Annotated in this window: 10 protein-coding genes and 1 other annotated feature; of the genes, 2 read left to right on the top strand and 8 right to left on the bottom strand. The window is 48.1% G+C overall.

What is annotated here, in order from left to right:
* Nucleotides 1-221: 221 nt before the first annotated feature.
* Nucleotides 222-1,298, bottom strand: a complete 1,077-nt coding sequence (locus ACE3MZ_RS15375) for a M24 family metallopeptidase (protein ID WP_411343026.1) — start codon at nucleotides 1,296-1,298, stop codon at nucleotides 222-224.
* Nucleotides 1,299-1,562: 264 nt separating this feature from the next.
* Between ACE3MZ_RS15375 and ACE3MZ_RS15380 the strand changes: the two genes are divergently transcribed.
* Both ACE3MZ_RS15380 and ACE3MZ_RS15385 read left to right on the top strand, forming a co-directional pair.
* Nucleotides 1,563-2,555, top strand: a complete 993-nt coding sequence (locus tag ACE3MZ_RS15380; protein WP_411343027.1) for a DUF1385 domain-containing protein — start codon at nucleotides 1,563-1,565, stop codon at nucleotides 2,553-2,555.
* Between the two features lie 4 nt (nucleotides 2,556-2,559).
* Nucleotides 2,560-2,979 carry a hypothetical protein gene (locus tag ACE3MZ_RS15385; RefSeq protein ID WP_411343028.1) on the top strand — a complete coding sequence of 140 codons (420 nt, stop codon included), beginning with the start codon at nucleotides 2,560-2,562 and terminating at the stop codon, nucleotides 2,977-2,979.
* Between the two features lie 220 nt (nucleotides 2,980-3,199).
* Here the strand turns inward: ACE3MZ_RS15385 and ACE3MZ_RS15390 are convergent, their stop codons facing one another.
* The 7 genes from ACE3MZ_RS15390 to nagZ all read right to left on the bottom strand — a co-directional run bounded on the left by ACE3MZ_RS15390 (nucleotide 3,200) and on the right by nagZ (nucleotide 13,650).
* The gene (locus tag ACE3MZ_RS15390) at nucleotides 3,200-4,879 is read right to left on the bottom strand and encodes a family 10 glycosylhydrolase (RefSeq protein WP_411343029.1); all 1,680 of its coding nucleotides are present in this window, start codon (nucleotides 4,877-4,879) and stop codon (nucleotides 3,200-3,202) included.
* Between the two features lie 148 nt (nucleotides 4,880-5,027).
* Nucleotides 5,028-5,453 carry a transcriptional regulator MntR gene (gene mntR, locus ACE3MZ_RS15395; RefSeq protein ID WP_411343030.1) on the bottom strand — a complete coding sequence of 142 codons (426 nt, stop codon included), beginning with the start codon at nucleotides 5,451-5,453 and terminating at the stop codon, nucleotides 5,028-5,030.
* A gap of 286 nt (nucleotides 5,454-5,739) precedes the next feature.
* Nucleotides 5,740-7,764 carry a methionine--tRNA ligase gene (metG, locus tag ACE3MZ_RS15400; RefSeq protein ID WP_411343031.1) on the bottom strand — a complete coding sequence of 675 codons (2,025 nt, stop codon included), beginning with the start codon at nucleotides 7,762-7,764 and terminating at the stop codon, nucleotides 5,740-5,742.
* A gap of 91 nt (nucleotides 7,765-7,855) precedes the next feature.
* Nucleotides 7,856-8,105 (bottom strand) — a binding site (T-box leader).
* Nucleotides 8,106-8,149: 44 nt separating this feature from the next.
* Complete coding sequence (yidD, locus tag ACE3MZ_RS15405; protein ID WP_411346811.1) at nucleotides 8,150-8,470, bottom strand: membrane protein insertion efficiency factor YidD; 321 nt, start codon at nucleotides 8,468-8,470, stop codon at nucleotides 8,150-8,152.
* Between the two features lie 5 nt (nucleotides 8,471-8,475).
* Nucleotides 8,476-9,003: a Fur family transcriptional regulator gene (locus tag ACE3MZ_RS15410; protein ID WP_411343032.1), complete on the bottom strand. Its 528-nt coding sequence runs from the start codon at nucleotides 9,001-9,003 to the stop codon at nucleotides 8,476-8,478.
* Between the two features lie 314 nt (nucleotides 9,004-9,317).
* Nucleotides 9,318-11,507, bottom strand: coding sequence for a copper amine oxidase N-terminal domain-containing protein (locus tag ACE3MZ_RS15415; protein ID WP_411343033.1), 2,190 nt, complete (start codon nucleotides 11,505-11,507; stop codon nucleotides 9,318-9,320).
* A 511-nt stretch (nucleotides 11,508-12,018) separates the two neighbouring features.
* Nucleotides 12,019-13,650, bottom strand: coding sequence for a beta-N-acetylhexosaminidase (gene nagZ / locus ACE3MZ_RS15420; protein WP_411343034.1), 1,632 nt, complete (start codon nucleotides 13,648-13,650; stop codon nucleotides 12,019-12,021).
* Between the last annotated feature and the right edge of the window lie 31 nt (nucleotides 13,651-13,681).

Below are 13,681 nucleotides of genomic sequence, written 5' to 3' on the forward strand. Positions count from 1 at the left end.
CTCATGTATGGGTAAAGCCAGTGGTCATACAATATATGTTCATTTTTACTGCCGCTGAAACATTCGTAGTGAATGTCATCAGCCTCACTTCTATATATTGTACCATTCTGCCAGCGTATATTGACGGCTGTATGCAGAATATTGCGGAATGTGCGCTCGCGCATGCTCCATTTATTTTATTCGGCATCATCGTCTCCGCAACCTGCTGGAAGCGGAAAATGTTATGCCGGTAAAATCGTGAATTCTTTGCTGGAATGAGTCAGTACAGTAATCCCAGTTTCGGTAATCAACACATCGTCTTCAATGCGCACACCACCAAAGCCCGGAATATAAATGCCTGGCTCGACGGTAACGACCATGCCCGGCTTGAGCACCATATCGCTCATTTTGGACAGGCGGATATCCTCATGTACTTCCAGACCGATTCCGTGTCCGGCACTGTGTCCGTACGCATCGCCATAACCGTGCGAAGAGATAATGTCGCGGGAGAGTGCATCCGCTTGCTTACCAGTCAAACCTGGTTTCAGGTTTTCCAGTGTATGCAGCTGCGATTCCAGTACGATATTGTAGATCTCACGATGTTTATCCGAAGGTGTACCTACGAATACGGTACGCGTCAGATCAGATACATATCCGTTGTACAATGCGCCAAAGTCGAACGTAATGAACTCATCGCGTCCTACTGGCTTCTCGCTCGCTGTACCGTGTGGCAGCGCGGAACGTACACCAGAAGCGACAATCGTCTCAAATGATGGACCGGAAGCACCCAAACGGCGCATGAAAAATTCCATTTCCAGTTCCAGTTCTTTTTCGGTGACACCTGGCTTGATGTAGCCGAGGATATGCTCATACGTTTTGTCAGCGATTTCAGTCGCTTTTTGGATCAAGGCAATCTCGTCTGCATCCTTGAAGTTACGAATGCCTTCGACCAGTCCAGATACCGGCACCAGTTCGATTGGAGCCAATTGTTCCTTGTAAGTCGCATACCGGCTGAACGATACATGCTCCTGTTCAAATCCAAGCTTACCTACACCCCAACTAGATAGCAATTCCTTCACAGTCTCTGCTACATTCGGCTTGTGCTCCACGACGGTAAAAGCAGTCGCCTGTTCCGGCGCCTGAGTCATATAACGGAAATCGGTCAGCAAATACGCCTGCTCTGCGGTTACCAGTACATAGCCAGCAGAACCTGTAAAACCAGTCACATACCGGCGGTTAATACCGCTTGTAATCAGGATTGCTTCCAGCTCGCGCTCCTGCATAGCCTGGCGCAATTGGTTTAAACGTGCTGTAGTCATAAACACTCTCCCCTTCGCTCCGTTCTGTCTTCAAATAGCCAGAGATTATTTTACCATACCAGCGGCATTTTTGAGAATAGTCAGTTGTAACATTCCGCATAGCGCAGCGGTTTGGAACATGTGGTAATGATACGGGAAATCCGCTACAATATAGTGTATCAACACTTTGCGCCATCATTCGCCATTTATTTTTACAGAAAAAGGCGTAAATGCTACTTTAACCATCATCCATCCGGATGATCAATTATGGAAGGGTGACTGTACTTGCCAAAACAATCTTCTCCAGTCAGCTATGGCGGCCAGGCCGTAATCGAAGGCGTGATGTTCGGCGGCAAACACGTCAATGTGACCGCAGTCAGACGCAAGGACGGTGAGATCACCTATCTGGAAGTTCCACGCAGTGACAAAGCATGGGTACGCTCTCTGCGACGTGTTCCATTGCTGCGTGGTATCGTCAGTCTGATCGATTCCAGCGCCAAAGGCTCGCGCCATCTCAACTATGCGGCAGACGCTTATTCTGAAGACCAGATGGACCCGGAAGAATACGCCCGCGAAAAGGAAAAAGAACAATCCAAAACAAGCCTCAATACGATTCTCGGTGTTGCCGTTGTCGGTATTCTGTCTCTAATCGTCGGCAAGCTAATCTTCACCGTCGTACCGGCAGCAATTGAAGGCTTCTTATTCTCGCATTTATTCCAGAGCCAGTTTTTGCATACATTGCTGGAAGGGGCGATCAAGATTATCCTGCTGCTCGCGTATCTGTGGGGCATCTCCCAGACACCGATCATCAAGCGCCTGTTCCAATATCACGGTGCCGAGCACAAAGTTATTACCGCGTATGAGAACGGCTCCGAGCTAACACCTGAGAAGGTACAGCAATTTAGCCGTCTTCACTATCGTTGCGGTAGCAGCTTTATTATTTTGACTGTCATTATTGGTGTATTGATCTACTCTCTCTTTCACTGGGATGGCATGACCGAGCGCATTATTCAACGAATTGTGCTGCTACCGGTCGTGATCGGCGTTTCATTTGAGTTTCTGAAGTTTACGAATAGTTTGCGGGATATTCCGGTGCTGCGTTATCTGGGCTACCCGGGATTGTGGCTGCAACTGCTCACCACAAAAGAACCTACGCTAGATCAGCTGGAAGTATCCATCGCCTCCTTCAACCGGATGCGCGAACTTGATACGCAGCTGGAACGACAATCTGTAGCCACAATTGTACCGGATGCTTCTCCTGACCCTGTGAAAGGATGATGTAATGATGAGAAAGTCACCTGCTCAAACGGTGTTTATTGGTGTTATGGCTGTACTGGCGTTGGTCGGACTGGTCTGGGGAATCTACCGCATGATCTTTATGCCTTCTACGATTGATTGGAGCGGTATTATCGTTACACTAGTGCTCATCGGCATTCTGATATTTGCTTTTCGTTCTTCGGCATTTCAAGGAGGCGCACGCAATCAACCGAAGGTGAAGCCTTCTGCGCGGACGATGGCCAAAATCAAAGCACAACAGAGCAATTACAAAAACGTGTCCAAGTCATCTCCTTTTGCCAAATCCGGTACACCAGGTAAAAATGTATCCGGTTCGGGCGGCAATAAGCCGAAAAAGAATTATCCGTTTCAGGTCATTCAGGGCAACAAAGGCAAAGATGACGAGGAAATTCCAAAGTTTCATTGACTATATGCGTAGAACCTTATCTTCTGTCCTAATCTACACGCTGTACCGATCTGGTATAACCTATAATAAAACATAATAAAAGAGCTGCTTCCCTCGTAGGGAGCAGCTCTTTTTGTGTTGATTTCCGTTTACTTTCTATATCTCCTGCGCAATAGAATAGGCAGTGTAAGCAATCTCTGTCACTTGGATCATCCCAATGACAGGTTGCCTTTATAGTGACTTATAGTCCCCAGTACGAGCGCAGCTTGCTGAGCACATCCAGCGGGTTCTTTTTCAGGTCTTTGGCGCTGAAGAAGATGCTGCCTTTGATTGTGCTGTATTTGGCATTGTATTTGAGCTGGTTAATGATCTCATTCGAGGTATTCCAGCCGACTTCCGGAGTGTTGATTTTGTAAATAGCATGACCGATGTACAGATCGACGCCCGTGTTCTTCGTTTCATTTACCCACCAATCGACTACTTTGTCATAACGGGCAACTGGCAGTGTCATGCTCCAGTATACCTGTGGTGCGATATAGTCGATCCATTTATTTTTGATCCAAGTGCGTGTATCGGCAGACATGCTGTCATAAGCGGTCACACCAGCCTTGGTATCAGAACCAGTGATGTCAGTGGATTTGTTACGCCATACGCCAAACGGACTGACACCGAAACGAACAGATGGTTTAGCCGCATGAATGTCTGCGCCCAGATCTTGAATAAAGCTGTTGATGTTAGCACGTCTCCACTCTGCTTTGCTGGAGGTTTTGCCTTTGTACGTTGTATACGTGCTATCGTCAGCAAATTTGTTAGATGTCGTCTCTGAGGATGGGTAGAAATAATCGTCCAAATGTACCCCATCCACATCGTAATTGTTCACGACCTCCATCACTGTATCAATGATCGATTGACGTGCCGCCGGAATGCCCGGATTGATGTAGTATTTGTTATCGAACTTGATCACCCAGTCCGGATGTTGAAGCACCACATGATTGGATGCTAGTGAACTTGTATTGGCATCGGTTGTCGCTCGGAATGGGTTAAACCATGCGTGGATCTCCATGCCGCGCTTATGCGCTTCGGTTACCATATAAGAGAGTGGATCATAGCCCGGATTTTTGCCCTGTGTGCCGGTCAGATATTTCGACCATGGCATCGTGGACGATTTGTACAATGCATCACCAGAAGGGCGAACTTGTACGAACACCGCGTTCATTCCCATGCCCTGCAATTGATCCAGCAGACTGGAAAATTCCTGCTTTTGCTTGGTAGCACCGGATGTACTGCTGCTTGGCCAATCCAGATTGAATACGGTAGAAATCCATGCACCACGCATTTCCTTTTTGGCACTGGTGGTCGGTTTGCTTGTTGTACTGGTCGAGGTTGATGTACCTGTCGTCGTACTACCCGAGCTGTTCGACGTTCCCAGCACGCTACCATTGCCAGTTGTGCTGCCAGTCGTTGTATCGTCGCTAGCTGTACTGCCTGTTTGCAAGGTTACGGTCTGCGTCCCTTGGTTCCAGCCAACAGTCAAGCCAAGACCTTCACCGATAAAACGCAGTGGCACCATCACGCGTCCGCCTTTCATTTGAACCGATGTATCCAGCGATACCGACGTACCGTTGACAGTAGCAGTAGGTTGCCCTGACGTCAGCACCAGCTTGTTCTTACCACTGTTGATCGTTACGGTGCTGGTCTGTTGATTCCAGCCGATCGTAGCACCTAGATTTTCACTGATCAGTCGCAGCGGCACCATCGTGACATTGCTGTCGCTCGTTATGTACGGAGCTGCGTCTCCTTGAATCGTCTTGCCATCCAGTACAATCTGAATGTTTGATGCTGCTGAAGTCATCGTGCTGCTAATTACCGGGAAAATAACGACAAGTGCCAGAAATAAAGATGTAAAGCGAATCCATTTCATATATTGTTGTACCTCCAGTACATCATTTGCCCCTCTGCCCAACGTCTCTCTATACGGCATACTGCTCTTAGTTAGTTAAACCTGATTCAAGGTCAAAAGTTGCGCACAAAATAAAAGACATCTGTCAGATGAACGACAGATGTCTGCCTTATGAATCGCTAACTAGCTCATTTTGCAGCTGTTTCAGTGCTTCCACACGTTCCGGGTCGCGTCGGAAATATTCAACCAGCGTCTCGATCTGCGTAATCGAATCCCAGCTCAGATGATGCTCAATGCCTTCTACGTCCTTGTATATATAATCGGGATTGACTCCGATAATATCCAGAAAATCTTCCAGCAGTTGGTGACGCTCTACGAGTCGTTTCCCCATTTTCTTCCCTTTGCTTGTCAGCACGAGGCCACGATATTTCTCATAAATCAGGTACTCATCTTTATCCAGCTTCTGGATCATTTTTGTAACGGATGAAGGATGAACTTCCAGCCCTTCGGCAATATCCGATACACGCGCATAGCCCTTTTGATCAATCAGCTTGTAGATGCGCTCCAAATAGTCTTCCATACTGGGCGTTGGCATCTTGCTCCCCCTTTAATTACACTCTCTAATACGTGATCATGTCGCGTGTTCCACACATCGCTGCTTGCGACCAGAATCACATGGTTCATTCAATAATCATACATGGAATAACGAGCGGTTGGCAAGTTTTCACCTGTTTTTTTACCGGATAAAGAACCTTTCACACACGCTGCACATCCAAATCGCAGCGGTATGAAAGGTTCGTTCCAACTTGTATATCCGTTCTCGTTTTCGTATGAAAATAACGGTTGTTTGCTTATTTTACAATTAGGATAGTTGTGTATGATTACTTGACGATAGCGCCGTTTGGCATGTTATCCGGTACGGTTGCCAGCGTCAGTTGATCGCCTTGCGATGCCGCCAGAATCATACCGCGGGATTCTTCGCCGCGCAGCTTAACTGGCTTCAGGTTGGTCACGCAGATCACTTTGCGTCCGACCAGTTCTTCCGGTGTGTAGAATTTGGCGATGCCGGATACGACCTGACGTTGCTCAAAGCCCAGATCCAGTTGCAGCTTCAGCAGCTTGTCGGCTTTTTTCACTGGCTCAGCAGCGATGACCTGCGCAACACGCAGCTCAACTTTGGCAAAATCGTCGATGCTGATTTCTGGTGTAGATTCCTCTTCTTCTACAGCTGGTGCAGTGACCGTTTGCTGTTCGGTTGTCGCCGTTTGCTCAGCTTCCGTTTTCAGTACGCCGCCCATCGCTTCCACGATGTATGCCACTTCTTCTTTGGAATCCAGACGCGGGAAGATTGGATCACCTTTGGCTACAGACGTTCCTGCTGGAATCAGACCGAAACGACCAGTACTCTCCCATGTTGTCAGCTCGCCATCGGTAATACCGATTTGCTGACGAATCTGCTTCGGTGCGCGTGTCAGGAACGGCTCCAGCAAGATGGAAATGATGCGCAGCGCTTCTGCCAGATGGAACATAACCGAATCCAATTGTGGACGATTGTCTTCATCCTTCGCCAGCACCCATGGCTGCGTTTCATCGATATATTTGTTCGTACGGCTAATTAGCTGGCTGATCGCAGTCAGTGCAACCGAGAACTCCAGTTTTTCCATCGCCGTTTCAATCTTGCCGATTGTATCGCCGATGAATTCTTGCAATTTACCATCCACTTCGTTGACAACACCATTGTAGGCAGGCACGGAGCCACTACAATATTTGTCGATCATCGCCACAGAACGGTTGAGCAGATTACCGAGATCATTCGCCAGATCGGAGTTTACACGATCTACAAAGCTTTCCGGTGTAAATGTACCGTCAGAGCCAAATGGCACTTCACGCAGCAGATAGTAACGCAGTGCATCCAGACCATAACGATCGATCAGCGTAACCGGGTCAACGACATTCCCTTTGGACTTGGACATTTTGCCGTCTTTCATCAGCAGCCAGCCGTGACCGAATACTTTTTTCGGCAGTGGGATATCCAGTGCCATCAGCATAATTGGCCAATAGATCGTATGGAAACGCACAATTTCTTTCCCAACCAGATGGATGTCTGCCGGCCAGAACTTGTTGAACAGCTCCTCATTGTCGCTGCCATAACCGAGCGCTGTAATATAGTTAGACAGTGCATCGATCCAGACGTATACGACGTGCTTCGGATCGTTTTTGACTTTAACGCCCCAATCAAATGTCGTCCGCGATACAGCCAGATCTTCCAGACCCGGTTTAATAAAGTTATTGATCATTTCATTTTTACGCGATTCCGGTTGAATAAAGTCCGGGTGATCCTGATAATATTTCAGCAAACGATCGGCATATTTGCTCATGCGGAAAAAGTACGATGCTTCTTTGACCAGTTCGACCGGGTGACCGCTATCTGGGCTTTTCCCACCGATCACTTCGCCTTTATCGTTGCGCTCTACATCAACCAGCTGAGTCTCGGTGTAGAACGTTTCATCTGGAATACTGTACCAGCCTTCGTATTCGCCTTTGTAAATGTCGCCCTGCTCCAGCAGACGATCAAAGATGTCCTGTACGACCTTTTTGTGGCGTTCTTCGGTTGTACGGATAAAGTCATCATAAGAAATATCCAGCTTGTCCCACAGGCTCTTAATACCCTCAACGATTCCATCGACGAATTGCTGCGGCGTTTGCCCTTTCTCAGCGGCTTTGCGCTCAATCTTCTGACCATGCTCGTCCGTACCGGTCAGATAACGCACCTCATATCCGCGCAGACGCTTGTAGCGCGCCATCGCATCGCCTGCCACCGTTGTGTAGGCGTGACCGATATGCAGCTTGTCACTTGGATAATAAATCGGGGTCGTAATATAAAATGTGTTTTTCTCTTCTGGCATGATTGTTCCTCCTTGTGTAAAATACATCCGCATTCTGATCAGCATATATACCGTACCGCGCAGCATATGGACACAAAAAAGCCCCCATCCCTAATGGGACGAGAGCTTGTACTCACGCGTTACCACCCAACTTCCCCACTTTTTTGCAAAAGTAGGCTCAGCAGCCTATGCAGGCTGACCCTTAACGCGGGCTTACGCTGGAGCCTTACGTACCGTTATGCGGTAGCTCGACTTCAGTTCCTCCCGGACCATGTTCTACAGTGGCTTCCAGACCGGTTCGCAGCTATTCCGGCTCTCTGTGCTGTGCCTATTCCGTATACTTATCCGTTCACTGGATTGCATATATGACTATGTTTCTCAATATACCGAATACCCGCCGAAGCTGTCAAGCGTTCCGCGGGTCCTGTTTGTATTCATGGTTGCCGCGCTGCTCCTGTTCATCGCCGCTGTCTGTATGGACAGGGTTGATGTGGGAACGGCGCGGTGGCGGAACGAGATCGATGCCGCCGGGATGAAAGGGATGACATTTGCTAATCCGGCGCGCTGCCATCCAGCTCCCCTTGAGCACACCATGCACTTCAATCGCTTCCAGTGCATATTGTGAGCAGGTTGGATAGAAGCGACAACTGGGCGGCTTCAAGGGAGAAATACATTTACGGTAAAAGTGAATCGGCACCTGCACAGCGCGACGGCTCAACTTTTGCAATGTATTCACTGATGTTTCCCTACCGCTGTGGATACGGCTTTCTTTTTCAAATGAAGCGCAGGCCCTTCCTTGCCATCACCACCGACGGGTACACCCTCTTCACTATTATATCCAGCCTGTTGTGCCAGACATTCCTTGCAGTAGCCGAACACTTCAAACTTATGACGAATAACCTGAAACTCATCCGGCATATCCGTCATATCCATTGGGCAAAAAGCAATCGGGTACGTTTTCTCGCATTGCAAACAGATCATATGATGGTGATGATGATCCTGACTGCAATGACTTTTGAATTTCACTCCATCTTCAAACACGATCTGCTCCAACACGCCCAGCTCCTGCATAACACGAAGATTGCGATACACCGTATCAAAGCTAAGACCACTATATTTACGTTCCATATATTCGTATACATCCTTGGCAGTTAGATAGCCCGGTGCTTCGGCGAACAGCTTTGCCAGCGTTCGGCGCTGATCGGTAATACGCAGACCCTGCTTGGACATAATATCAATAATTTGCTCTGTGGACAGCATGAATCTTCCTCCTGTCATCGTTCTGAACCAATTACGTACACAATCAACACTATTCGTAATCATAACTATTATACACGAAAACGAACGCGCTGCCGAATATTTCTTCATAAAATACCAGAATTATTATATCCGTCCCAAACGGTAGATCATGCAATACATAGAAAAAACCGGAACCGCAATGGCGGCTCCGGCTATCTGTAACTGGATAACCTGTACACGATAGTTAGGGATTCCCATATCGATAACAGGTGTAGGTTCCAGTTGTTCAGATCTGGCAAAGTTTGTGAGCAGACATCCTTTGTATCAGATCTTAATTATTGTTTTTTGCTTGGCATCTGGTTGAACAGCAGGTTGACTGGCAAGTTACTGCCTGGTGCAGCTGTAAACCAGATTTCGACCGATTCTGTATCCAATGTACCGGTACGGTAAATAACGACGTTATCGTTGGCGCTAGTTGTACCTCCGTTATTTTTGATCGGAGTACTTACGCCATTGACATAAATATAACCGGAGTAACGTCCGCCACGCGCATTAAAGGAAATAAGCGTGTTTGGTGCTACCATATCCAGTTTGATTTTGTACAGTACGCCAAAGTTACCGGCGTTGGATGCTTCCGTTTGAGCCAGCGGGTCTGTACCTGTCAAGTTCGGATCACTGTTGTTGTCGCCGATTGGCAGACGTACACTCGTATTACCGATCAGATCGCCAACGTGGATAATGCGAGTCGCATTGTCGTACGTACCACGGTTGTGGATACCGTCACGATCCAATTTTGGCAAAGTATTCATCGCTTGCAGCGGATCAGCATTTTCATCCACCATCAGTACAGTGTACTGCACATTCGCGTCGCTGACCAGATCACCGAACAAAGAAATAACTGTATCGTTCTTCATTGTCGATGCGCTGAGCTGATTAAAGATCACTTGACTTTGTCCTGGTTGCAGAGTCAACGTTTGTGCATCTGCGCCGGATTGGATCGATTTGTAGTAACGGTCAATCGATACTTTCCCTGCTGCTGTTGCATAAGGGTTCGGTCCGCCGAAGCCGACATCCAGAATGTTCAAGTTAGCTGGTGTTGCATTGGTATTCGTAGCCACGATGTACATTTTCACATTTTTGCCTGTTTCATTCAGATGGTGAACCATAAAGCGAGTTGCACCGTTGGCTGTTTCTTGATAAACGATACCTTCCGACAATACGCGTTCCGGGCTATTGCTGCGGATCAAGCGTACAGGCTCGGAGCTGGATTCGAATGGTGTGATCGCGCGTCCTGGTACTTCCGCACCGTTAAAGTCGAACGAATCGCCAATTGGCGTGAACAGCGGATAGAATTCGTCAGCTGTATACAGACTGCTGTCTGTAATGTTGATCGTTTTGCTATACGTGTTGGTTTCGCCGTGCTTGTCCGTTACAGTCAATGTGACCGTTTGTGGACCAGCGGTGAAGAAGGCAAGTTGCTTGTTGCCCCATTCGGTTTTGGTAATCGCATTCTCATCATCTGTACTCATATCGGTGTAGGTGATCAGTTCACCCATGCGATAGGAGTCGCTGTTCGTGCTGAACATCGCTACCGGCGGTTGGTTTGGAGGCAGTACATTAATCGTTACGCTGTACGGATCGCTCCATTGTCCATTGGAGTCCAATACTTGGTAAGTTACAACGTGAGCACCAGCAGTCGTGAAGATGTCCTCACGTCCGGTCCAACGCTCATCAACAATGGTAGCTCCGTTGGATGAACTGGATTGCGTTTTGTATTGTACGGTTGTTTGTGTAGCATAGATGTCTTTTGGCGATACCGTAAAGGATGCGGTTGGTTTCACCTGAAGGTCCATGATGACCATTTTACCTTGTACTGTATACGGAATACCCAGTGCGGCAGTGATGGAAGTGAGCGGCACCATAAAGGTTCCTTTTTGCTGGAACGATGCACCTTTCATCAGCGATTGAACGCCGTTTACTGTGTAGTACTTGCTGTCTGTTTTGAAACGCAGTTCTTTGCCGTCTTTGGTCATGACGGTTTCTTTGGTTACGGAATCGTATGTAAGCGTAAGGCCAACACGTTCCACCAGTGCGCGTACAGATACATAGGATACACCGTTTTTGACAGTCATCGGCTGATTGGAGAAATACAGCTTGCCATCACGGTAAATCTGATTGGAGTTCATGAGGAAGATCAATTTGTTGGGACCACCCGAATACACGTCTGTGATTACAGTCGGTGTAGTCTTTACCGGTGTAGTCGTTGGAGTTGTCGGCGTCACCGGTGTGGTAGGCGTCGTTGTTCCATCTGTTCCTGTCGTACCGTCTACGCCTGTTCCGTCACCCGTTGTTGTCGGATCAGTCTGAGGTACAGTAGTCGTAGCAGAATTGTCGCTATATACATCCTGCTGAACAACTCCATTTGCCGTATCGCCTTCTGCTGCGAAAGCCTGCGCTGCTGGGAACGCTGCCACAACCTGTGTGAAGGCAAGTACAGCTACTAGTATGCTTTTCTTGAATTTCATCGTTCGACTCCTTCTTTTATCTGTTTTCTATAACCGAGATGTCAAAGAAAAACTCCCCCTGAAAGGCACAATTCCCTTCACCATCGCAGGTCGAAAGTCGGTTGCTGCAAAGGCAAAATTCCATTGTTCCCCCGCGTCCACTTACTCGACGCTTACATGACACATTAATAAGACGCGACTTTTTTTGAAAAGTTTCTCCTGAATATCGCAAACACTCATTAAAAGTGATCTATTCACAATTCGTTCACATTTGTATACAGAGGGGGGTATGCTTATTGTTCTGGGATATGTACATTACCATATGCTGTTGCAGCAGTGCGTCATTCCTTGCTCCATACAGAAAAAGCCTGTCCATCCGCAGATCGACAGGCTTCATTGCACGCACTGGCGCTTGTATGTTATTCATCACATGACCGGAATAGAAAAGCATTGCCCGATGTAACGATATAGCTTCTTTGAACATCCCGTAAAAGGTTATGCTTCAAATGATATGCGCTCCTCACAGGCAAAGTCAAATTTGCACTGTATAGTCTGCATTCAGACTGACAGGCAGCTTGCCAGTCGCTGTCTCCGTACCCGCTAGCACCGCTGCCAATGCTTCCACCGCATACTTGCGATTCTCATAAGTACAAATATAAGTACGCAGCTCTGGCAGTTCGTTCAGATCATATGGATTGCGCATCGATACAACGATTAGCGGTACGCGCAATTGTTCATGCAGACACTGAGTTAGTTGCGCCTGTTCTGCTGGCAATTGTCCGGTAGACGTATATGTAACCTGTACGACAAATCCTGACTGCTGCGCCTTCTGTAGCGTTACTAGGCGCTCCTCTGCATCCGGCTCTGTACCGATGATCAGTCGCTCTGCCGGTAAGCCGAGCGAGGTTAGCACTTCCGCCAGATTACGATCATGTCCAACCGCTTCTGCTACTTCAGTACGCCGCGATAGCTGTGGCCAGATGACCAGTCCTTGCTTGCCATCAGCAGCGGGTTGCAGTGGTAGCTGGTGATCATCCTTAACTACGGTGATACTTCGTGCAGCGATGGCTCGCAGTACATCTGCACTTTGTTCATTACCGAGCAATGACAACCATTCCTGTTCACTCATCGGTTGACGATCCATCTGCCGTCTTGCTTTTAACTGCAATATACGTGTAACGGATTCATCAATCCGCTGCTCTGATATTCTGCCTTGCTCTACCGCGTGCCGCACGGCTTCGATCGCAGCAATCTGTTCCTGCAACGTATGGCTAACGAGTAACAGATCCGCTCCTGCCTCCAATGCCATAACGGTCGCTTCAGGAATCGGAAAATGCTTCGCAATCGCGTGCATCTCCAAACAATCCGTTACGATAACACCATCGAATCCCAACTGCTGACGCAACAACCCGGTTAGCACACGATGTGACAACGTCGCTGGGATGGGATCAGGTTCAAACGCCGGGAATATCACGTGCGCCGACATGATCAGATCGGTACCGGCAGTAATCGCTTCTCGAAACGGCAATAATTCGATCTGCTCCAGACGCTGCACATCATGAAGAACCGAAGCCAGCCCGTAATGCGAATCGACCTCGGTATCGCCATGTCCCGGAAAATGCTTGGCGGTCGCAGCTACTCCCTGCTCCTGCATAGCAGTAATCGCCGCCGCACCATGAGCAGCAACAATGTCTGGCTTTTCCGAATAGGAACGCACGCCAATCACCGGATTACGCGGATTGTTGTTCACATCTACACACGGCGCAAAATTCACATTGATCCCCAGCGCTCGCAGCTCACGCGCACTAATCGATGATGCCGCCGCAGTCCATGCCGGATCACCGGTTGCACCAAGCGACATATTGCCCGGAATCAGACTGAGTTCTTCCTGATCAATCCGACTGACCATTCCACCTTCCTGATCAATCGCAATCAGTAACGGTGGCAAGCCCTGATTATAAGCCTGTTGCTGTAGCTCTATCGATAACTGATAAATCTGCTGCGGTGTACCAATGTTGCGGCGAAAATAAATCACCCCACCAATCTGATAATCCGCAATCAACGTCTCCATCTGTGCATCCGGTACAATATCATGAAATCCGCATACGAATAACTGTCCAATTTTCTGTTCCAGCGTCCACTGATCTGTATTCATAAATGACATTTGTATCCCTCCTGCGGATCTGTTGTACACT

The organism is Paenibacillus sp. WLX1005 (genome assembly GCF_046603685.1).
Taxonomy (GTDB): domain Bacteria; phylum Bacillota; class Bacilli; order Paenibacillales; family Paenibacillaceae; genus Saccharibacillus.